The following is a 20,893-nucleotide window of genomic DNA, read 5'->3' on the forward strand; positions in this document are numbered from 1 at the left end:
GTTAGAACGTTAGTGTAGAAAACTCAATTGGCATTTCAACCATTATTTTACCTTTCGACAATAACTCTATCGGCGGTATAGGTAAGGGTTCTGCGCGTTTGAGTACTCTTTGTGCTTCTCTATCTAAAGAACGCACACCACTACTGAGAATTAACTCACTCGATATGACATAACCTTGTTCATCAACAAAAAAGCGCACTTTAGAAATACCCGTTCTACCTTTGCTTTTTGCCTCTTCAGGGTAGGCTTTATAGCGATTAAGGTGCCCTTTTGTTTTAGCTTGCCATAATGCTAACGCGCTCTCTGAGCTATCTGAATCGCTGTCATAATTTGCACTAACATCATTAGATTGCTGTTTTGCAGCAGAGCGGCTACTTGAAGGTGCTGATTGACTAGACACATTTTCACTAATTGTGGGCGCTGGTTTTGCAGGGGATGTAATCGGTGCCACCTTAGCGGTTTGCTCTACATTGACCCTTTTCTTAGGTTTTTCTAGCAAGATATCTGCATTTTCATTCACAATCAGATCAGGCTGTTTTTCAGCAATATCTTGCTCTACCTTTTTTTGACTCGCTACCGCCAGTTGTTGATCGATCCCTACAACCTGTTTTTCATCACTTAGTGCTTGTACATTTTCACTTAAGCTCATCATTACAGCTAATTCTGGCTCTTGTATAAATACCGTATTCTCTTTAATGAAATAAAAATAAGCCATAACAAAAACAGCATGCACACCGATAGCCAAAATTAAGGCTTTAGAACTACAAAGCTGAAATTTTGGCATTTGATCCATACAAGAAGAAATAAGCATATTTGTGTTATCAATAAATTAAGGTAATGCGACAGGTGTTATCCAAAGATAATCGGCATGAACTGAAGTAACATCACTTCCCTCTTCCGTCATAATCACGACTGTTACGTTTTCATTCGGTGCTAAATCAGCAACATGTAAAGGTACGCCCATTACTTTTGTAGCATGAAAAGATCCCGCAATTAAAAGTGCAGGCGTCGGGGCATCTAATAAACTTTTAGCCATTGCACGATCACGCAATTGCTGGATAACAGTCATTTTTTCTGCTTGTATTTTATCAAGCTCGCCACCATGAGAAAGCTCGATTGTTTTTTGAATAAGTTGGCGAACGGATGTATCAGTAGAATGCACACCATCAATAATAGGAGGATTTTTATACGCACTAGATATTTCACTGCGATCAATGTTAGCAGCTAATAAAGGATAATCAGCGCTTAACCCTGCTTTAACAATATTGCCATACCATTTCCAAGGCCAACCTGAATTCCATTGTAATGCCCCCATTAATCGCTCATCTCGTAGATATTCAGATCCTGTGTAACGTTTTTTTGTGTTATCAACTAATGATTGTTGGCTTGGCGTGAGCATCTCTAATAAAACGGCACCTTGAGGGCGCTTTTTAGGCAGTTCTGTCATTAACCAATATTCAATATCATGATGAAAAACATTGTCATGTTTTTCACCAATAATTACACGTGGTTGGCTTGCTAATCGTGTTAACAGTGTATCTGCCGTGATAGATTGTCCAGTCTGAGTATCAATGATGTTTGCCGACTGAATAATTGCTAAGTCTACGGTTGAGAGAGGTTGTTTTTCTAACGAATGGCATGCTGAAAGGCTTAATAAGGAGACTAGTAGCAAGATCCTTTTTGATATTGAAAAAAACATACTCATCCTATTAGTTATATGTACTTATTTTGATTAGGCGAATAGGTTAATATTATTGATAACAATTATCAATATCATTCTTATATTAATTTGCATTTAGTGCGGTTTGAATCTTTTTAAAGCATAAAAAAGCGCCTAAAAAAGGCGCCTTACGCATGTAATCATTTAATTAATAACGATTAATTTTGAGATTGAGTTTGAGCTTCAACAACCGCTAATGCCACCATATTCACAATACGGCGTACTGATGCAATTGGCGTCAAGATATGAGCAGGTTTAGCAACCCCCATTAATACAGGCCCTACCGTCACACCATCAGAACTCGTTACACGTAATAAGTTATAACTAATACGCGCAGCTTCCATCGTTGGCATAATAAGTAAATTTGCTGATCCTTTTAATGGGCTATCTGGCATAACATCACGACGAATAGACTCAACTAATGCCGCATCCGCATGCATTTCACCATCAATTTCTAATTCAGGTGCGCGTTGTTTGATAATTTCTAACGCTTTTCTGAGTTTGATTGATGATGGACTATCAAATGAACCAAAGCTTGAACGAGAAACTAGAGCTGCTTTGGGTTCAATGCCAAAGCGACGAATAGTGTCGGCTGCCATCAATGTAATATCAGCGAGTTGTTCTGCGGTTGGATCTTCATTAACGTAAGTATCTGTAATAAAAGTATTACCACTTGGCAATAACAGTGCATTCATAGCCCCTGCTGTTTCCATTCCTTCACGTAAACCAAACACATTTTTATAAACTTCAAAATGTTCCGCATAGCTTCCAACCGTACCGCAAATCAGGCCATCTGCTTCACCTCTACGTACCATAATGGCACCAATTAGTGTTGGATTACCTATCATTGCACGACGAGCTTGCTCTTGTGATACACCACGACGTTTCATAATTTGGTGATATTCTTGCCAGTACTCTTTGAAACGAGGATCGTTCTCATTATTTACCACTTCAAAGTCTTTACCCGCTTGAATATGTAATCCTAATTTTTGAATACGCATTTCAATAACACTAGGACGACCAATTAAGATAGGTGTGGCTAATCCTAGCGTGACTAACTCTTGGGTTGCATGTAGTACACGGTTTTCTTCACCTTCCGCTAATACAATACGTTTTTTCTCTTTTTTCGCTTGAGAGAAAATAGGTTTCATAAATAAGTTAGTTTTGTAAACGAACTCATTAAGGTGCTCTATATAAGCAGAAAAGTCTTCAATTGGACGTTTTGCTACGCCTGAATCCATGGCGGCTTTTGCCACAGCGGGTGCAATTTTTACGATCAATCGAGGATCGAATGGTTTTGGTATAATGTATTCAGGGCCAAAAGAGAGCTCTTGATCACCATACGCTGAAGCAACTTCTTCGTTTTGTTCTGCGAGTGCAAGCTCTGCGATAGCATGTACACAGGCAAGTTTCATCTCTTCATTAATTGTGGTTGCACCGACATCTAATGCGCCACGGAAAATGAAAGGAAAACACAATACGTTATTAACCTGATTTGGGTAGTCAGAACGTCCTGTGCAGATAATCGCATCAGAACGTGCAGCCTTCGCTAAGGGAGGTAAAATTTCAGGCTCTGGGTTTGCAAGCGCAAGAATAAGTGGATCGCGCGCCATCTTTTTAACCATTTCTTGCGTTAATACACCTGGCCCTGAACAACCTAAGAAAATATCAGCGTTATTAATCACATCATCTAATGTACGAGTACCGTTATCTTCAATTGCATAAGCCGCTTTGGTTTCCGCCATATTGGCTTCACGACCTCGATAGATAACACCTTTGGAGTCACATACAGTAATATTTTCGCGTGTTAGCCCTAAAGCCACCAATAAATTCATACAAGCGATAGAAGCCGCACCTGCCCCTGATACCACTAATTTTACTTTGCTAATATCTTTTCGAATAATGCGTAAACCATTGAGAATAGCCGCGGTCGAAATAATTGCTGTGCCATGTTGGTCATCATGGAAAACAGGGATATTCATTCTCTCGCGCAATTTTTGCTCAATATAGAAACACTCTGGCGCTTTAATATCTTCAAGGTTAATACCACCAAATGTTGGCTCTAATGACGCAATAATATCAACAAGTTTATCAGGATCCGTTTCATTAACTTCAATGTCAAAAACATCAACACCAGAAAACTTCTTAAACAAAACACCTTTACCTTCCATTACCGGCTTACCCGCTAAGGCTCCGATATTTCCAAGCCCAAGCACTGCTGTACCATTTGAAATGACCCCAACAAGGTTACCCTTAGCGGTATAGCGATAAGCAGCAAGAGGATCGGCCGCAATTTCTAAACAAGGAACGGCGACACCTGGTGAATAAGCTAATGCCAGATCGCGTTGAGTAATTAACGGTTTTGTGGGAGTAACCGTGATTTTACCTGGTACGGGAAATTCATGAAAATCTAGAGCGCTTTGTTTTAATTTGTCTTCCATCTTCATATCCTTTGTATCAATAGGGTAAGGGCTTCGTTAGTATAATGGTAATGGCGCGTTAAATCATGACGGCTCCGACACTTTTTTCAATTTAGTAAACGAGATTTATTATAAACCCCTAATACCTAATTATAGGTATATTATTCATCCTCTTTAATTTCCTCTCTGCAATAAACTCGAACAGAAAAAAGACAATATTTGTTTATTATTTACCAGATATTAAATTAACATTTAAAATAATTAATTTTTTTATATTGTTAAAAAAAACAATAACTATTTTCGCTTGTTTATTATTTTTAAAATAGATTCATTTCCGTACAACTCGTTGTAACTATAATGATTTTATAGAATGAGATTTTTTGTTAGTCGTTTTGGTTATTTTCTTTTTTACCCGTAACAATAATTGGTGTAATATTGCCAACCGTCAATTTTATTTTCTTATTGTTTTAATAAGATGTCTGATTCTAATTTTTATTCCTCATTTGGAATTTACTTTTTTATTTTCTACTTTTGGAAAGATTACGCACATTATTATTTTTTTTTAGGGAGAGGGGTTATGCCTAGCTACTCAATTATGATAGTGGATGATCACCCTATCATGAGATATGGATTACGGCTATTGTTAGAAAAAGACAAGGATTTTGTCGTAGTAAGCGAAAGTGGCAATGCTCAAGAGGCTGTAACCGCTGCAAAACAATTAAATCCAGATTTAATTATGATGGATTTAAATCTGCAAGGGCGTTCAGGTATTGATATTATTCGGACACTTCGTCGTTCGGGTTTAACATCTTACGTTCTCGTTTTATCCGTTTCTGATTCACGTAATGATGTTTATGCTGCGTTGGATGCAGGCGCAAACGGTTATCTTTTAAAAGAATGTGAGTTAGATATGCTTTTACTTAGCTTGCGTAAAGCAGCAGTCGGGCATCCTGTTTATAGCGAACGAGTTTGGCAATATATCCAACTTAGACAAAACTATTCTGATCCACTTTCAGCACTGACTAAAAGAGAACTTGACGTCCTTCACGAAGTGTCAATTGGCATGAAAAATAAGCAAATTGCTGAAAACTTATTTATCTCTGAAGAAACGGTAAAAGTTCACATTCGTAATATTTTGAAGAAGTTGCAAGTCACTTCCCGTTTAGCAGCAAGTCTTATTCTTATTAAGCACCAGTACTAAACGTTTTACCCCGACACTAGGTCGGGGTAAGCAGAATTATTATTGAATATTTGCTTAATTCTGTATCAGGTCATTCACTATTCAATAGGTACTGGATAACTTAATACCTTAAAGTGGTTATCTGGCAGTTTTTCAATATTTAACTGATAAAGCTCTCTATTAATTCCGTTAATGACAATATCAAGTTCGCTAAAAGCGGCTTGTATTTCTTCATTTGTTGCCCATGAAGGAATGCCTTTTACACCATAATAGAAATAAATTTTACTTTTTCCTGATCCTATCGGCTGGATCTCTTTTATTTGACTAATAAACAGATGACCATAACAGAAATCTTGATAAGGTTGCCACGCTCTGCGCCCTTTTTCGCTTAGATTGAACACCCATTCATCTCCATTTGCTGTTTGTTCAATCAATCCAGCTTCAACTAATGCATGCATTCTTTCTAGCACCCAAGGTGCATCATCTTCATTGCTATACACAGGCCATTTCCCTTCGCCCAAACACAATAAATAATCACTGTTAAAAAAAGCCTCTAAGGCTATTTTATACTCATCAACTTTTTGACTGTCATTTTCTTCATCTGCCCAGCTAAAAGAAGAAAGTAAAAGTAATATAAGACTCAGTGAAATACTTTTCATATTCTCTTTTACCAACGGAAATCTTTATTCGTATTTGTATTACTCTACGCTACACAATTCGTTACACTAACGTGACAGTTTAATATCCGATATATTTTATAATGTAAATAGGATTTTTCACTACAACAAAAGCTGTTATTTTGGAATTGTATAACACTCATTCTCATCAATACTAATATTACGTATTGTCATATAAGGAAAATATCATGTCCACGACAAACCTGACATATACCATGTACGGCATAAAAAATTGCGATACAATCAAAAAAGCACGTAAATGGCTAGATGATAATCATGTTCCCTACACGTTTCATGATTACCGCAAAGAGGGTTTGACGGAAGCATTATTACGCACCTTTACAGAAAATTTAGATTGGCAGACACTTGTGAATAAAAGAGGAACAACTTGGCGCCAATTATCTGATGAAGAAAAAAATGCAATCACGGATGTGACCTCCGCTATCTCACTGATGTTAGATAAACCCGCTATCATTAAACGCCCTATTCTTGTCTCTTCAGATAACCGCTTTATTGTTGGTTTTAATACCCATGACTATTTGACCTTTACAGGAGCCTAATATTTATGTCCTGTCCTGTTATTGAACTTGCACAACAATTAATTTCACGTCCTTCGATAAGTCCTGACGATCAAGGTTGTCAACAATTGATTATTGATAGGTTGGCTCCTCTTGGTTTTACTATTGAAAGAATGCCTTTTGGTGAAACTGAAAATTTATGGGCTTGTCGTGGTGGTGAGGGAGAAACATTGGCCTTTGCGGGGCATACTGATGTGGTTCCTACAGGTGATATTGCATTATGGGAACACCCTCCGTTTGAACCGTCCATACGTGATGGCATGCTTTATGGTCGTGGCGCCGCAGATATGAAAGGCTCTCTTGCCGCAATGGTTGTCGCTGCAGAGCGCTTTGTACGTTCTTATCCTGATCATCGTGGACGGCTGGCTTTTTTAATTACCTCTGATGAAGAAGCCAAAGCAGCAGATGGTACTGTTAAAGTCGTACAATCTTTAATGTCACGAGGTGAACGTCTTGATTATTGCCTTGTAGGTGAACCCTCAAGCCAACATCAACTAGGTGATATGGTAAAAAATGGTCGCCGAGGCTCAATAACCGCAAATTTAACCATTCAAGGCGTGCAGGGGCATGTCGCTTACCCTCACCTTGCCGAAAACCCTATTCATACGGCATCCCTTTTTATTCAAGAATTAGTCAATACGGTTTGGGATGAAGGCAACGAATTCTTTCCTGCAACAACCATGCAAATTGCCAATATTCATGCAGGTACTGGCAGTAACAATGTTATTCCTGGTGAGTTGTTTATCCAATTTAATTTCCGCTTTAGTACCGCGATTACTGATGACGAAATTCGCCAACGTACAGAAGCTTTATTGCAAAAACACCAACTTCGTTACCATTTAGAGTGGTCTTTATCCGGCCAACCTTTTATTACTGGCCAAGGTAAATTGCTTGAAGCAGTTCGTTATTCTGTTAAACATTACACCAATTTAGATCCAGAACTCTCCACCAGCGGAGGCACTTCTGATGGGCGATTTATTGCTCAAATGGGTGCGCAAGTTGTTGAGTTAGGTCCTGTAAATGCAACTATTCACAAAGTGAATGAGTGCGTTAATGCTGCAGATCTACAGCAACTTAGTCGAATTTATCAGCGAGTGATGGAGCAACTTATTTTATGATAACACCTCTAATGTTAACGGGTCGTTCTACCGACCATTTAGTTACTTTGTCAGGACAGCATCGCTTACAATTTAATGCCACTAAAGCGTTTTTAGCATTACAACAACAAGCGACAAAAACAGGTTTTAAACTAATGCCCGCCAGCTCTTTTCGGGATTTTAATCGTCAACTGGCAATATGGAATGGAAAATTTGAAGGGACACGTCCTGTCTTAGATGCTCAAAGTCAGCCAATTGATATCCACTCATTATCAGAAGGTGAGCGTTGTATTGCCATTTTAAAGTGGTCAGCACTGCCGGGCGCAAGTCGTCATCACTGGGGAACAGAAATTGATATTTACGATCCTTTTCGCTTACCTGAAGGGCAATCATTACAGTTAGAACCCTGGGAATATGAAGCAAATGGTTATTTTGCAGAACTCAATGCGTGGTTAACAGAAAATATGTCAGCGTATGATTTTTATCGCCCTTTTACTCATAAAGATAGCAATATTGCTTACGAACCTTGGCATATCAGTTATTGGCCTCTATCTCATGAAGCCTCACTTGCTTATACACCTGAAATACTTAAATCAGTGTTAGAGGAAGAAGATATTTATGGTAAACAATGGTTATTAGCAAATCTTGACGAGATATTTTCACGTTATATTGTTTTGCCTGAGTAAAATTATTTCTCACATGGGACTTCTTGTTGATCATTTACAGGAAGTCTCCACATAAAGATCAATAAACAGGCTAAGATTATGAGTAGTAAAATTCTAACCCATAACATCGACACTAACCACAGTGAAATCGCAAAGGTCAGTAAGATCACTAATATTGCTTTTGGTTTGGCTCCTTTAGGCATCGCGCGATGGGTTTGCCAATAACGTAAGTAAGGACCAAACCAAGAGCGATAAAGCAACCAATAATGAAAACGTATTGACGAGCGTGAAAAACACCATGCCGCAAGTAATAAAAAAGGTGTCGTGGGTAATACAGGCAAAATAACACCCAGTGTGGCTAATCCAACGCATAACCAACCTGCTATAATCAATAATATCCGTTTCATACTGTACTTTTCCAACTCTTGTTGTATTAGGTTATTTTATAGCGTTAAATAAAAAAGATCCTCATTCTCAATAACGATTTTAAAACAGAAGGTTTATTTATGCACTGGTTTGCTGACTATTGGTGGGTTATTTTAATTCTTTTGGTGGGAATTATTATTAACGCAATTAAAGATATGAACAAAATCGATCCTAAACAATTTCTTAAAAATAAACGGAAATTACCTCCACACCGTGATTTTAATGATAAATGGGATGATGAAGATGATTGGCCTAAACAAAATCAAAACAAGAAGGATGAGAATAAGTAGCTAACCACTGTTGATAATGCGATGTTAATTGAGGATCTTTTTCAGCCATTAATTTCGCACATTGATCTCTTAGCTGCTTAGTTAAAACTTTTTTTCCTGATAAAGAGAATTCAGCCACACACTGCTCAACTGTTTTATTTTCTACAAAAAAAGCTACTAATAACGGATAGTGTTGCTCATAGCCTACCAAAAAGTTGGCAACACTCTCATAAACAGTGACTACCGGACGATGCGCAAATGCAAAACCGGCCATCATTAACCAACTATCTTGTTGTGTAGCTATATCATGGGATAGCGATGGCATCGATAAACAGATGCCAGTTTGCTCTTTTATGTGCTGATATTGTAAGGAAAAACTTTTTAAAGACGATTGTAATAACTGCTCACCCTTTTCTGTTATCGGATAAATCGCCATAGCACTATAACACCCACTACTTGCTTCTTTATGTATACCTAATCGTACAATTTGAAAACCACATTGTAACCAAAATTGTGCTAACATTTTGGTATAACCAAAGCTGACTGAAAGATAATCAATATTCTGTTTTTGACTCTCATTAACAATATGCTCAATTAAGTTTGCCCCTATTTTTTGGCGCCGATATTGAGGTAAAACGGCAATTCGGCTAATTCGCAATGAGGTTAAACACATTGCATCTGGCGTTAAACCATAAGTCACTAATGATTGAGCCACTAAGTTACCTCTTGGTCTACGAGAACCCCGCCATACATCGAGAGCCAGTTCAAAAGACAATCCTCCTTCTTCAATACACCATACCGCACCCACATTTTTTTGATTGATTAACGCTGACCAATAATGTTGTCTTTGCCCATCAAGCAAACGCCGTAAATCCAGCGGTGTTGTTCGGTAATGTGCACCAGTCAGTAATTGATAAAAACTGCGTAATTGCGAAAATTTATTATGCCAATTGCCCTGATGCTGGTGGATTGTCACTTCACCTTTTTGTTGACGATTAAAGTCACAGTCAACTTCATCAAGCAATAATAATTGATTAAGCCAATTTTCTAGTGGGCAATCTTTAGCCCAACGAATTGGTGTTTGTAATTGATAAGTATGTAAATTAGGAATGCTAACTCCTAATTTAAGCATAAAACCGCGTCCTGTACCTTCATATCCCTGGACTGTCGTTGTCATTAATACACTAGGAAAATAACGGCACAATGTTTCTAATTGGGCAATAGGTAGCGAAGCAGCTTCATCAATAATCAGCCAATCGCTTTGGATCTCATTGTTTATGCACAGTGCTAATAAAGTATCAGGAGAATAAAATGAAACCGTTTTATTTGTATGTGAAGATAGAACATCCGTACTATTTTTAGCCGGTGCACAAACTATCACACTGCCATGATATTGTTCAATAAACATACCTGCAAGAGCAGATTTTCCACGCCCTCTTGGTGCAATAATACTCCAAACACCCGATGGCGATGCCAATAAATTAGCGAGGATAGTTTGTTGTTCCTTGGTCGGTTCGCCTTGTGGAAGTGACCAAGATCCGTCCATTTCAATAAGAGTGGGTAACTCAAGAGGCGTTGATTGTTGCCATATAACCACTTGATTATTACTAAAAGTAATATTTTTCAGCCAAGTCATAAAATTAGGTGTTGAAAGTACGTCTTGTGCATCATTCCAACGCTGGCTATCGTTATCAATATAGTTATCCCAACGCTCAACATTGGGCAAACACAAAATAAGCAAACTACCCGCTTTTAATGTTCCGGTTAGCATGGCTAAAGCATCTGCATTAAATCCCTCATTAGCATCAAAAACAGCATGTAAAAACTCTCGCCCTAACAAACGAATAGCGTGCTCTGGTAAAATAGCATTAGGCTTATTGGATGAAATCGTTATCCAATCACCTTGGCATAATTGGGTAATTTGCTGGATCTGTTTTGTTTGCCATGTAGGATCGCCCGCTAATAGCAATAATTGACGTCGCCCTAATTGCGCTAATTTTTGCTGATATTGATGTAAACGGGAAAATGGCACAGCTAGGATTTACCAATTAATAACGAAAGAATACCCGCGGCAATTAATGGTCCAACCGGCACACCTCGAAAAAGGGCAACACCAATGACCGTCCCCACTAATAAACCAGCCACTGTTGAAGGCTGATTATTCATTAAAGAAACACCACGAGCCCCCAACCAAGAAACAGCGACGCCAATAGCAATCGCTAATAGTGATTTCCAATTTAAAAATGAATTAAGAACTTCTTGCCCTGAAATACGCCCTGTTGCAATGGGTGTCATTACACCGATGGTAAGAATTAAGATCCCAATGGTCATGCCATATTTTTCGACAACAGGAAAATATTGATTTAATGGTGTGATTTTAATCACTAACAGAGCCAGCATAGCTAACGTCACAGTCATATTATGACTAATAATACCAAGCCCTGCGAGAACCAGTAAAATTAATAATGAGGGATCAACATTGCTCATGTTTGTTCCTAACCCTTTCTCTTTATAATGTTAATTGTCTTTTATTTACCAAAGAATGGTATTAGTTCAAAGACGAAGAAGCAAATGTATCGCAAGATTTAATATTGCCACTGTTATACCCACGCATAAACCAGGTTTTACGCTGTTCTGCCGTACCATGGGTAAAACTGTCAGGTACCGCATAACCTTGCTGTTGTTGCTGTAATTTATCATCACCAATCGCTTGCGCTGTTTTGATTGCTGTTAATAAATCACTTTCATCAATACGGCCTTCACCTGCAATAAAGTGTCCCCACATTCCCGCGAAACAGTCCGCCTGTAGCTCTAACTTTACAGATAAACGATTAGCTTCTGCTTTTGAACGGGCCATCTGTTGCTTTTCACGAATTTGGGTCGTTATACCTAATAAATGCTGAACGTGATGACCAACTTCATGAGAAATAACATAACCTTGGGCAAATTCGCCCCCACCCCCTAAGCTATTTTTCATCTCATTATAAAAAGAGAGATCAAGATAAATTTTTCGATCAGCTGGGCAATAAAATGGCCCCATAATTTTTGTGCCAGTCCCACATTGTGTGGTCGTACTATTGGTATATAGCACGAGTTTAGGATCACTATATTGCTTTCCTGCCTGTGCAAAAATCGTTTGCCAGAAATCTTCTGTACTGGCTAAAACAACACTACTAAAATCAGCAGCATCATTATAAAGTGCGGTTTGTTGCTCATTACGTTGTGGCGCTTGATTGGTTTCACCCGTTAATGAATTAAAATCAAACCCCATAAAGCTGGCAATAACTAAAACAATAATTATCACAAAACCATATTTAGTACGGAGCAAAAGTGTAATTAATCCTAATGGGAGATTGCCACCACCAGATGCAAAGGAAGGTTGTCCCCTTCGGTCTTCAACATTATTACTTCTTCGGCGATCATTCCAACGCATAGCTTATCCCCACTGTTTTAATAGGCTAATTTTATTATGAGCAAATTTATCACTTGATTTGAGATAATAACAAAAAATTGCTATCTCTATTCCCTATTTTTTAAGGACAAGATGATAGAGACTATCAGTGTAAAAAAACGCGCGAGTAATAACGGCAAACAAATCAGCACACCAAGAATTAAAGCTGTCTTTTTAACGATTTCATAATAGAATTCTTCCCCCTACTATCGCGTATTTTCCTCTAATAAATAGATAATTTAATGACTCGAACTCAGCGCTTGCTTACTTTATTGCAGATTTTAAAAGAAAACCGCTACCCAATAACAGCGGAAGCACTGGCTGATAAATTACATATTAGTGTGAGGTCTATTTATCGTGATATTGAATCTTTACGCAATCAGGGCGCTGAAATTACAGCAGAAGCGGGCATTGGCTATCAATTAAAATCAGGTTTATTACTACCACCATTAACCTTTGATATTAACGAACTTGAGGCGCTTATTTTAGGCCTACGTTGGGTAGAAAATAATACAGATCAAGAATTGAGTCACTCTGCATTACGGGCAATTAATAAGATAAATGCCGTGATAACAGCACAACATCAACGTTTACTTGAGAAAAATACGTTATTCGTTCCCATTCACCGAATTATAGAAATTAATCATGCTATCGCTAAAGATTTGCGTTTAAGTTTACGTGAAGAAAAAAAAGCGCAAATTGATTATCAAGACGCCAAAAAGCAATTAAGTCGCCGGATTATTTGGCCGATTGCGGTTGGCTACTTCCAAGACTCACAAGTGATTGCAGCATGGTGTGAACTGCGCAAAAACTACCGCCACTTTCGGCTCGATAGAATTATTTCTTATGAAATATTAAATGATACCTTGCCTTATCCTAAAAACTATTTACTCGATAGATGGAAAAAAGAGATCCTCAAAAACACTCCTGACAATAACTGACACTCAACTTTCGTAATATCCACCTTGCTGTCCCAATTTAAATAAACATTACGTTACTTAATACAGTAAGGAAACATTATGAGTAAACTTATTCTTTATACTAATACAATGTCTCGTGGCAACACCGTTGAGCTTTTCCTAAAAATATTAAATGTGCCTTATCAGCGCGTTGAATTAGAGTATGGCGAATCAATGCGTACCCCTGAATATCTCGCTATCAATCCAATGGCAAAAGTTCCCGCATTAGTTGATGGGGAAAACGTCGTTACAGAGACAGCTGCGATTTGTGCTTATTTGGCAGATAAATTTATTGAAAAAGGATTTGCGCCTACACTTAATTCACCTGAGCGTGCTACTTATTATCGTTGGTTCTTTTTTACCGCCGGTCCTATTGAATCCGCATTTACAGTAAAAGAACTTGGTATAGTGTTGAATGAAGAAAAACAAAAATCCTCGGGTTTTGGTTCATTTGAACGAGTATTTCAGTGTTTAGAAACAGGATTAGCCAATGCCAATCCTTATATTTGTGGCAAAAATCTGACTGCTGTCGATGTATATGTGGGCTATTTCCTAATCTTCTTATGCAAATATGCCCTCATCAAACCCACTCCACTAATTAATCAATATATTGATAATCTTGCACTTAATAATGAAATTAAGCAATTATTAGAAAGCTTAGGATTGCGATAAGGTTTTTTATTACTAAATATCATTTTATCAATCTATTTGCTTAGCAATGTTCATTTAATACACTCCATGTAAAAAAAAGGTCAGTTTTTAAGCTGACCTTTTTTATTATATTGTTTTTTACTTCACGTAATCGTTTGCGTATTTAGTCTAAAGAAACACCAATTCGGCGTGCAACTTCTTCGTATGCTTCAATTAACCCGCCTAAACTTTGACGGAAACGATCTTTATCCATTTTATCTAAGGTATTTTTATCCCATAGACGGCTACCATCAGGAGAGAATTCATCACCTAATACGACTTTACCGTGAAATAGACCAAATTCGAGTTTAAAATCGACTAAAATAAGTCCTGCTTTATCAAACAATTCGCTAAGGACATCGTTTGCTTTATAGCTAAGGCGTTTCATTTCTGCGAGGTTTTCTTTAGACACCCAATTAAAGGTTTCACAATAAGATTCATTCACCATAGGATCATGACGTGCATCATCTTTTAAGAATAAATCAAAGATAGGTGGGGTTAAAAGCATACCTTCTTCAACGCCTAAACGTTTAACTAATGAGCCAGCCGCACGATTGCGGATAACACATTCAACAGGCACCATATCGAGTTTTTTGACTAGCACTTCATTATCAGAAAGCAAACGTTCCATCTGCGTTGGGATACCCGCTTCTTCCAGTTTATTCATAATGAAATGGTTAAATTTATTATTTACCATACCTTTACGATCAAACTGTTCAATACGTTGGCCATCTAACGCTGATGTATCATTTCTGAATTCAAGGATAAGAAAATCAGAAGATTCAGTGGCATAGACTGTTTTGGCCTTTCCACGATACAACTCAGCTTTTTTCTGCATCTGACACACTCCAAAGATGTGATAGGTTTAACAAGAAATTTGCTCCCCATACTCTACTCTAGATTCGATAAAAAAGCTTTTAAAACGTGAGAGCTATCACTAAAAAAATCGCAAAGAGAACGTACTGATAACAGCGCTGTTTATGGAAAATCAAAGCCCATTATTAGAAATTGCAATTTTAATAATTACTTTTAATATTAAAAATAAAAAAGATTAACCACTAAAACTTATAAATAAAAATTTCATAATAAGAACAGAATATAAATGATCCCCAAAGTCAAAATAAGAATATTTTTAGTTTATATCACTGCATTATCTCTATTTTAAAATTGCATTCTTTTTAATTAGTACTTAATTCCTTTGTCATTACACTTATCTCGAGTAATGACAAATAAAAACCAAACTAATTTCTTTTTTATTGGAAATTAATTTGGCCTCATTTATTATTAATAAATTCTAATAAGTTATCTTTATTAAATTATCACTATATTTTTCAAAGCATGAGTTCTCACACAATAACATAACGTTTTAATTAAATAATAAAGCAATAGATTTCATAAGCAAACCAACCTAATAAAGCACCAGCAGGCAAATCAATTAAATAGTGTTGTTTAGTAAACATGCAAGATAAAGCGATAAATAATGGGAATAAGAAAACCCATGGTCCTAACGTTGCATAAGCAAGACAAGCAGTCAGTGTTGCCACTGAAACGTGCATACTCGGGAAACAATTTGATGAATCATCAAAGTGTTGAACAAACTTAAGAAATTTTTCTGATGCTGTTTTCCCTGGATTAATCGCTCGCCAATGTGCTGGCGTCGCAACCGGGAATACAACAAAGAAAAACATTTGCATAACTAACAACACAATATAACTAAAAACAATCATAATAAACTGTCTTGAGTCTTGAATAATCCAGTTAAGATATAGAATTGCTGGATAATATAAAAAACTATAAATCCATGACCACCAAGGCCAGAAAGGAATTTTTTCATCAACAGGTGAATTAATTACTTTCACTTCTCTCAATGTATATCGTTGAGTAAAAAAATAAAACTGATAAACACCAACAATAAGTATCCCACTTAATATCAAGTGAATAATCATATCACCCGCACTCATAAATACTCCTTCATATAGTCAGAGAATGCTTTGTTATTTTTATTAAGAATAAGAATTGACGCAATATTGCATAGTTTTAAAAGTATTGCATTAAGATTAATATTATTAATAACACTAAATTAAATATTGTCATTAAAAGAGTATTCCATTGACGAAAAATACAATGGAAGTATTCTATTTGAGTCTCTAAAAATAAAAGTAGTATTCTTCTATCAATGAAAAACATAAAAAAGCCACACAATCATATTGTGTGGCTTCTCTTTATTCTATAAAGCGGGATGTTATTTCACAGGTTTACTGAAAGCAGCCTTCAGTGCCGCAACCATTTGATCGTTCTGTGATTGTGTTAATGGTTTACCTTTATCACTGATAAATTGTAAACTACTACGGTTATTTAAATCACCCACTTGTAATTTATAATCCGCTTCTTCTACCGTTGGTCTATCCACCCCTAACGAACTCCAGCTCGCGCTACTCATTCCTTTATAGGTTACTTCAATTAAACCTTTAGAACGTGTACGATCACCCATTTTCATTCCCACACTTTCTAAGGCAATTGGCAATCTATCCCAAACAACATCAAATGGTGCACGTACAATGATCACTGGAAGTCCTGCATTATCACTGCCACTTTGGACATCAATAATACCTTGAAGATTACTTGTAGCCGTATTTTCGGTTAAATTACGCATACGGTTTAAACCATCAACCAGCTCATTAAGCATTAAAATATTATAACGTTTTACTTCAGCCGGATCAGTAACGTCTGTTTCGCCTTGGCGTAAACCTTCATTTGTTATGGTTAATGAAATTACATTACCCGATTGAGCTATCGCTAAGCGCTGACGCGTTTGGAAAGGCACGTTTTCATCTGCACGTAGCCACGTTATCCAATCAGTGTGAATTTCTTTTTGCCCAGCATCACTTTTTGCAATAGCAACGCCTTTATCTTTTAAAATAGCCGTTACTTGCTCATACAGTGTTGTATTTTCAGGTGCGTTAGGCAATAACAGCCTGCTGTTATCTGCGTTATTTTCACTACGTGAACCGCTTAATAAATTCAGTGCTTGAGTAGGTGGACGAATATCAAGCGCTAAACCTACTGGCTCCGTTTTTTTAGGGGTTGGAATATCATATTCCCCATTTTGCAAAGGCAACACCATACCCGCCGGAATCGCTAAATTCTTTAGCTCTGCCGTCTCTAAATAAGACTCATCACCACTAACCTGACGTTTATAGCGCTGATCACTTGAACAGGCTGCCAGTAAAACCACCAGCGACAGACCCGCGACCTTCATAATCTTTGATTTATGCAATAGTGTTGCCATTAAAATTCCCTAAGTTTTACAGTATTCCCGCTGTTAACAGCGCTTTCTCGACAATTTGCTGACCTGATGATGTCAACGGAGTCATAGGTAAGCGCAATGTGGCGTCTTCAATCAATCCAATACGTTGACACGCCCATTTAGCTGGGATTGGATTAGGTTCAACAAATAACTGATGATGTAAGTCCATCAGACGTCGATTAAGTTCACGTGCTTTTGCAAACTCACCTGCATTTGCTAATCGACATAATTCTACCATCTCTGACGCTGCAACGTTAGCAGTAACCGAAATAACACCGTGACCACCAAGTTGCATAAAGTCTAATGATGATGCGTCATCTCCACTTAATAAGATGAAACTATCATCATTAACCAACTCTTGGATTTGACTAACCCGACTTAAGTTCCCTGTCGCCTCTTTAATTGCCACAATATTATCCAACTTAGCTAAACGTGCAACTGTTACTGGCAATAAATCGCACCCAGTACGGCCCGGTACATTATACAGGATTTGTGGTAGCGCAGTACTTTCAGAAATCGCTTTAAAGTGCTGATATAACCCTTCTTGTGAAGGTTTATTATAATATGGCGTCACACTTAAACAACCTGCAATACCTTTGTTTTCAAATTGTTGTGTAAACCAGACTGCTTCAGATGTTGCATTAGCACCGGTACCTGCAATCACAGGAATACGTCCATCCGCCATATCTAATGTCATTAAAACAACATCAACATGTTCGTCGTGACTTAATGTTGCAGATTCTCCTGTTGTACCGACAGAAACAATAGCGGCACTGCCTGCATTAACATGATAGTCAACTAATTTACGTAAACTAACCCGGTCAACATTGCCTTTTGTGTCCATTGGTGTAACCAATGCCACCATACTGCCTGTAAAATTAAATTCGTTATTCACCATAATCATTGCTCCGAGATAGACGTATACTCAATGGTACTCATTCATTGCTCTATTGAAAACTACTTAACTCTAGGTTTCTAATGAAATTTGCTAATATTCTTTGATATGAATTAAAGAGAGATAATAATTGAAGATAGTGAGCAAGGGATCTTGGCAGAAATCAAATTTTGTGTTTACCTGTTAAGAATAAACTGAAAGTCAAAAGGAACCTCATTTTGCCCATACCTGATAAACATTTTCTCGTCATTACTGCATTAGGTGCTGACCGCCCAGGTATTGTTGATACCATTACACAATTAGTCAGCCAATGCGGATGTAATATCGAGGACAGCCGACTTGCGATGTTTGGTCAAGAGTTTACGTTTATCATGCTACTCTCAGGAGGCTGGAACGCTATCGCCCAGTTAGAAGCGTTGTTGCCAATTAAAAGTGCGGAACTAGATTTATTGACCGTCATGAAAAGAACTCAAAATGGTGCGCCTGTTACCTATCCTTCAACTATTGCAGCGAAAGTTGATATTGAAGATGCACCCGGTATTGTAGAACGCTTTACTAATTTATTTAGCCAGCATAATTTTAATCTCGCTGAATTAATTTCTAAAACGCACCCGTCAGAAGATGGTACCCCCGCCCGTTTAGAGATACAAATTACGGCGCACAACCCATTAGATGATCACGGTCTTGTTATTCATGAGAAATTCAATCAATTATGTACAGAGCTAAATGCTCAAGGCACAATAAGTATCGTAAATAGTCTGATGATGAAACAGTAAAAAATGGAGAATGACCAAATGAACCCATTAAAAGCCGGTGAAAAGGCGCCTCAATTCAGTCTGCCCGACCAAGATGGAGAAACAATTAATTTATCTGATTTCGCTGGTCAACGTGTGCTCGTTTATTTTTACCCTAAAGCAATGACACCAGGCTGTACGGCTCAAGCTTGTGGCTTACGTGATGAAATGGACGCATTAAAAAAGGTACAAGTCGAAGTATTGGGTATTAGCACAGATAAATCAGAAAAACTTTCCCGCTTCGCTGAAAAAGAGATGTTAAACTTCACATTACTTTCAGATGAGGATCATAAAGTTGCCGAAGAGTTTGGTATTTGGGGAGAAAAGCAATTTATGGGGAAAACTTACGATGGTATTCATCGTACAACCTTCTTAATTGACAAAAATGGTGTTATTGAGCACGTTTTTGATAGCTTTAAAACCACTAATCACCATCAAATTGTTCTCGAATATCTCGCCCAGCATCCGTAAATAGCGATTGCGTATTAATAAGATAACAGACAGTTTTCACTGTCTGTTTTTTGTTAGTGCAATACCCTATTTAGCTTTTCTTTATATGTTGCTCATTTGCAATTTCATCAGGTAATGCATGTAATACTGCTTTTATCAAGGTTGCTAATGGGATCGCAAAGAAAACGCCCCAAAATCCCCACATACCACCAAATATAATCACGGATAAGATAATAACTAAAGGATGCATATTTACCGCTTCAGAGAACAAAATCGGTACTAATAAGTTGCTATCTAATCCTTGAACAACAAGATAAGCAATAAATAACGCCCAAAAATCAGAACCTAATCCCCACTGAGAAAGCGCAATCACAATAACTGGAATGGTTGCTAAAACAGCACCAACATAAGGCACTAAAACAGAAACGCCGACAATAACAGCAAGCAATACGGAGTAACGTAGATCAAAGAAAGCAAAAACAAAATAAGTAAAGACACCAACAATGACCATTTCTGTCACTTTACCGCGAATATAGTTAGTAATTTGCTGATTAACTTCAATCCAAACTTGTGCTGCCAGTATTCTGTTTTTTGGTAAAACACGACGTACAGCATTAAGCATCTGTTGCTTATCTTTAAGCAAAAAGAACGTCATTAAAGGGACAAGAATAAGATAAATAGAAAGAGTGATAACACCAATTAATGAAGCTAAAGATACTTTCAAGACAGATTCAGCGACGGTTGAGAACTTACTCCGCAAATTTTCTGCCATCATATCAACAATCCCCGCATCCATTAATGCAGGGAAACGATCAGGCAATTCATGTGCAAATGCATTGAATTTATTGATCATATTTGGGATATCTGAAATCAGTGTCATCCCTTGTTGCCAAACCGTTGGCGCTAAAATCAAAATAACAATGGCACTAATACCGATGAAGAGTGTCAGAATTATCGATACGGCCCAAATTCGAGCACATCCCAATTTCTCAAGTAAATGAGTTGGCCACTCTAAAAGGTAGGCAAGTACGATTGCCACTAATAAAGGAGCAAGTATGCCACTAAAAAAATACAGAATTGAAAAGCCTGCAATTAAGATAACCACAAGAGCGATAACTTGTGGATCAGCAAATCGGCGTTTGTACCATTGAACAAGCAAGTCCAGCATGAAAATGAAGATCCTTTATAATAATCAGAATAATAGAGCTATATGTATTCATTTACATAAGCAATAATCTTTTGACAGATTTTACGTTAGGTTTTGCTATCATACATCATTAATTATTAATTTTTTGTTAGGATAGCCATCAGGATA

General features: G+C 37.4%; 22 protein-coding genes. 9 read left to right on the forward strand and 13 right to left on the reverse strand.

Annotated elements, in window-relative coordinates:
* Nucleotide 1: 1 nt before the first annotated feature.
* The 3 genes from GWJ05_RS15365 to maeB all read right to left on the reverse strand — a co-directional run bounded on the left by GWJ05_RS15365 (nt 2) and on the right by maeB (nt 4,161).
* A complete protein-coding gene (locus GWJ05_RS15365) occupies nt 2-784 on the reverse strand; it encodes an energy transducer TonB family protein (protein ID WP_224215350.1) in 783 nt (260 codons plus the stop codon).
* A 45-nt stretch (nt 785-829) separates the two neighbouring features.
* A complete protein-coding gene (locus GWJ05_RS15370; RefSeq protein WP_036936115.1) occupies nt 830-1,699 on the reverse strand; it encodes a ChaN family lipoprotein in 870 nt (289 codons plus the stop codon).
* A 179-nt stretch (nt 1,700-1,878) separates the two neighbouring features.
* Complete coding sequence (gene maeB, locus GWJ05_RS15375) at nt 1,879-4,161, reverse strand: NADP-dependent oxaloacetate-decarboxylating malate dehydrogenase (protein ID WP_036936114.1); 2,283 nt, start codon at nt 4,159-4,161, stop codon at nt 1,879-1,881.
* A gap of 556 nt (nt 4,162-4,717) precedes the next feature.
* On the opposite strand from maeB, the gene GWJ05_RS15380 reads away from it, so the two are divergent.
* Complete coding sequence (locus GWJ05_RS15380; protein ID WP_036936113.1) at nt 4,718-5,341, forward strand: response regulator; 624 nt, start codon at nt 4,718-4,720, stop codon at nt 5,339-5,341.
* A 77-nt stretch (nt 5,342-5,418) separates the two neighbouring features.
* On the opposite strand, the gene GWJ05_RS15385 is transcribed toward GWJ05_RS15380, so the two are convergent.
* Entirely contained in the window at nt 5,419-5,979 is a 561-nt protein-coding gene (locus GWJ05_RS15385; RefSeq protein WP_036936112.1) for a hypothetical protein, read from the reverse strand.
* Nucleotides 5,980-6,185: 206 nt separating this feature from the next.
* Between GWJ05_RS15385 and GWJ05_RS15390 the strand changes: the two genes are divergently transcribed.
* From GWJ05_RS15390 to GWJ05_RS15400, 3 genes are read left to right on the forward strand one after another with little or no spacing between them, the layout of a single operon-like run.
* Complete coding sequence (locus tag GWJ05_RS15390) at nt 6,186-6,557, forward strand: ArsC family reductase (RefSeq protein ID WP_036936111.1); 372 nt, start codon at nt 6,186-6,188, stop codon at nt 6,555-6,557.
* 5 nt (nt 6,558-6,562) lie between these two features.
* Nucleotides 6,563-7,693 (forward strand): succinyl-diaminopimelate desuccinylase, encoded by a 1,131-nt coding sequence (dapE, locus tag GWJ05_RS15395; RefSeq protein ID WP_087802206.1) that lies wholly within the window; start codon nt 6,563-6,565, stop codon nt 7,691-7,693.
* Nucleotides 7,690-8,358 carry a M15 family metallopeptidase gene (locus GWJ05_RS15400; protein ID WP_087802205.1) on the forward strand — a complete coding sequence of 223 codons (669 nt, stop codon included), beginning with the start codon at nt 7,690-7,692 and terminating at the stop codon, nt 8,356-8,358. Before dapE ends, GWJ05_RS15400 begins: the two co-directional genes overlap by 4 nt.
* A gap of 2 nt (nt 8,359-8,360) precedes the next feature.
* Here the strand turns inward: GWJ05_RS15400 and GWJ05_RS15405 are convergent, their stop codons facing one another.
* The gene (locus GWJ05_RS15405) at nt 8,361-8,744 is read right to left on the reverse strand and encodes a DUF454 family protein (RefSeq protein ID WP_087802204.1); all 384 of its coding nucleotides are present in this window, start codon (nt 8,742-8,744) and stop codon (nt 8,361-8,363) included.
* Between the two features lie 99 nt (nt 8,745-8,843).
* Between GWJ05_RS15405 and GWJ05_RS15410 the strand changes: the two genes are divergently transcribed.
* Nucleotides 8,844-9,053: a YpfN family protein gene (locus GWJ05_RS15410; RefSeq protein ID WP_036936107.1), complete on the forward strand. Its 210-nt coding sequence runs from the start codon at nt 8,844-8,846 to the stop codon at nt 9,051-9,053.
* Here the strand turns inward: GWJ05_RS15410 and GWJ05_RS15415 are convergent.
* The 3 genes from GWJ05_RS15415 to ypfJ form a co-directional block, all read right to left on the reverse strand.
* Entirely contained in the window at nt 9,016-11,064 is a 2,049-nt protein-coding gene (locus GWJ05_RS15415; RefSeq protein WP_036936106.1) for a tRNA(Met) cytidine acetyltransferase TmcA, read from the reverse strand. The two genes, GWJ05_RS15410 and GWJ05_RS15415, sit on opposite strands and share 38 nt — an antisense overlap.
* 2 nt (nt 11,065-11,066) lie before the next feature.
* Nucleotides 11,067-11,519 (reverse strand): DUF441 domain-containing protein, encoded by a 453-nt coding sequence (locus tag GWJ05_RS15420; RefSeq protein ID WP_036936105.1) that lies wholly within the window; start codon nt 11,517-11,519, stop codon nt 11,067-11,069.
* Between the two features lie 61 nt (nt 11,520-11,580).
* On the reverse strand, nt 11,581-12,465 hold the full coding sequence (ypfJ, locus tag GWJ05_RS15425) for a KPN_02809 family neutral zinc metallopeptidase (RefSeq protein WP_161681483.1): 885 nt from the start codon (nt 12,463-12,465) through the stop codon (nt 11,581-11,583).
* 260 nt (nt 12,466-12,725) lie between these two features.
* Between ypfJ and GWJ05_RS15430 the strand changes: the two genes are divergently transcribed.
* A complete protein-coding gene (locus tag GWJ05_RS15430) occupies nt 12,726-13,424 on the forward strand; it encodes a helix-turn-helix transcriptional regulator (protein ID WP_036936103.1) in 699 nt (232 codons plus the stop codon).
* Nucleotides 13,425-13,502: 78 nt separating this feature from the next.
* Nucleotides 13,503-14,114, forward strand: coding sequence for a glutathione S-transferase family protein (locus tag GWJ05_RS15435; protein WP_103004671.1), 612 nt, complete (start codon nt 13,503-13,505; stop codon nt 14,112-14,114).
* Between the two features lie 142 nt (nt 14,115-14,256).
* Here GWJ05_RS15435 and purC read toward each other — a convergent pair whose 3' ends face one another.
* The 4 genes from purC to dapA form a co-directional block, all read right to left on the reverse strand.
* Nucleotides 14,257-14,970: a phosphoribosylaminoimidazolesuccinocarboxamide synthase gene (purC, locus tag GWJ05_RS15440; protein ID WP_036936100.1), complete on the reverse strand. Its 714-nt coding sequence runs from the start codon at nt 14,968-14,970 to the stop codon at nt 14,257-14,259.
* Between the two features lie 532 nt (nt 14,971-15,502).
* Nucleotides 15,503-16,093, reverse strand: coding sequence for a phosphatase PAP2 family protein (locus tag GWJ05_RS15445; protein WP_036936098.1), 591 nt, complete (start codon nt 16,091-16,093; stop codon nt 15,503-15,505).
* 281 nt (nt 16,094-16,374) lie between these two features.
* Nucleotides 16,375-17,421 carry an outer membrane protein assembly factor BamC gene (bamC, locus tag GWJ05_RS15450; protein ID WP_036936096.1) on the reverse strand — a complete coding sequence of 349 codons (1,047 nt, stop codon included), beginning with the start codon at nt 17,419-17,421 and terminating at the stop codon, nt 16,375-16,377.
* A gap of 16 nt (nt 17,422-17,437) precedes the next feature.
* Nucleotides 17,438-18,337 (reverse strand): 4-hydroxy-tetrahydrodipicolinate synthase, encoded by a 900-nt coding sequence (dapA, locus tag GWJ05_RS15455; RefSeq protein ID WP_036936093.1) that lies wholly within the window; start codon nt 18,335-18,337, stop codon nt 17,438-17,440.
* Nucleotides 18,338-18,552: 215 nt separating this feature from the next.
* Between dapA and GWJ05_RS15460 the strand changes: the two genes are divergently transcribed.
* A complete protein-coding gene (locus tag GWJ05_RS15460; protein WP_036936091.1) occupies nt 18,553-19,110 on the forward strand; it encodes a glycine cleavage system transcriptional repressor in 558 nt (185 codons plus the stop codon).
* A gap of 18 nt (nt 19,111-19,128) precedes the next feature.
* Nucleotides 19,129-19,599, forward strand: coding sequence for a thioredoxin-dependent thiol peroxidase (gene bcp / locus GWJ05_RS15465; protein WP_161681484.1), 471 nt, complete (start codon nt 19,129-19,131; stop codon nt 19,597-19,599).
* 70 nt (nt 19,600-19,669) lie between these two features.
* Here bcp and GWJ05_RS15470 read toward each other — a convergent pair whose 3' ends face one another.
* Nucleotides 19,670-20,746, reverse strand: coding sequence for an AI-2E family transporter (locus GWJ05_RS15470; protein ID WP_087802200.1), 1,077 nt, complete (start codon nt 20,744-20,746; stop codon nt 19,670-19,672).
* Nucleotides 20,747-20,893 lie beyond the last annotated feature (147 nt).

The sequence above is a fragment of the Proteus sp. G2626 genome (genome assembly GCF_009915985.1).
GTDB lineage: Bacteria > Pseudomonadota > Gammaproteobacteria > Enterobacterales > Enterobacteriaceae > Proteus > Proteus vulgaris.

Excerpts from the sequence above, each read along its gene's own strand:
- dapE (WP_087802206.1), top strand. The coding sequence starts at position 6,563 with ATGTCCTGTCCTGTTATTGAACTTGCACAACAATTAATTTCACGTCCT.
- GWJ05_RS15435 (WP_103004671.1), top strand. The coding sequence starts at position 13,503 with ATGAGTAAACTTATTCTTTATACTAATACAATGTCTCGTGGCAACACC.
- bcp (WP_161681484.1), top strand. The coding sequence starts at position 19,129 with ATGAACCCATTAAAAGCCGGTGAAAAGGCGCCTCAATTCAGTCTGCCC.
- GWJ05_RS15380 (WP_036936113.1), top strand. The coding sequence starts at position 4,718 with ATGCCTAGCTACTCAATTATGATAGTGGATGATCACCCTATCATGAGA.
- maeB (WP_036936114.1), bottom strand. The coding sequence starts at position 4,161 with ATGGAAGACAAATTAAAACAAAGCGCTCTAGATTTTCATGAATTTCCC.
- dapA (WP_036936093.1), bottom strand. The coding sequence starts at position 18,337 with ATGGTGAATAACGAATTTAATTTTACAGGCAGTATGGTGGCATTGGTT.
- GWJ05_RS15385 (WP_036936112.1), bottom strand. The coding sequence starts at position 5,979 with ATGAAAAGTATTTCACTGAGTCTTATATTACTTTTACTTTCTTCTTTT.
- GWJ05_RS15390 (WP_036936111.1), top strand. The coding sequence starts at position 6,186 with ATGTCCACGACAAACCTGACATATACCATGTACGGCATAAAAAATTGC.
- GWJ05_RS15430 (WP_036936103.1), top strand. The coding sequence starts at position 12,726 with ATGACTCGAACTCAGCGCTTGCTTACTTTATTGCAGATTTTAAAAGAA.
- GWJ05_RS15370 (WP_036936115.1), bottom strand. The coding sequence starts at position 1,699 with ATGTTTTTTTCAATATCAAAAAGGATCTTGCTACTAGTCTCCTTATTA.
- GWJ05_RS15405 (WP_087802204.1), bottom strand. The coding sequence starts at position 8,744 with ATGAAACGGATATTATTGATTATAGCAGGTTGGTTATGCGTTGGATTA.
- bamC (WP_036936096.1), bottom strand. The coding sequence starts at position 17,421 with ATGGCAACACTATTGCATAAATCAAAGATTATGAAGGTCGCGGGTCTG.
- GWJ05_RS15470 (WP_087802200.1), bottom strand. The coding sequence starts at position 20,746 with ATGCTGGACTTGCTTGTTCAATGGTACAAACGCCGATTTGCTGATCCA.
- GWJ05_RS15445 (WP_036936098.1), bottom strand. The coding sequence starts at position 16,093 with ATGAGTGCGGGTGATATGATTATTCACTTGATATTAAGTGGGATACTT.
- GWJ05_RS15420 (WP_036936105.1), bottom strand. The coding sequence starts at position 11,519 with ATGAGCAATGTTGATCCCTCATTATTAATTTTACTGGTTCTCGCAGGG.
- GWJ05_RS15365 (WP_224215350.1), bottom strand. The coding sequence starts at position 784 with ATGCCAAAATTTCAGCTTTGTAGTTCTAAAGCCTTAATTTTGGCTATC.
- GWJ05_RS15410 (WP_036936107.1), top strand. The coding sequence starts at position 8,844 with ATGCACTGGTTTGCTGACTATTGGTGGGTTATTTTAATTCTTTTGGTG.
- ypfJ (WP_161681483.1), bottom strand. The coding sequence starts at position 12,465 with ATGCGTTGGAATGATCGCCGAAGAAGTAATAATGTTGAAGACCGAAGG.
- purC (WP_036936100.1), bottom strand. The coding sequence starts at position 14,970 with ATGCAGAAAAAAGCTGAGTTGTATCGTGGAAAGGCCAAAACAGTCTAT.
- GWJ05_RS15400 (WP_087802205.1), top strand. The coding sequence starts at position 7,690 with ATGATAACACCTCTAATGTTAACGGGTCGTTCTACCGACCATTTAGTT.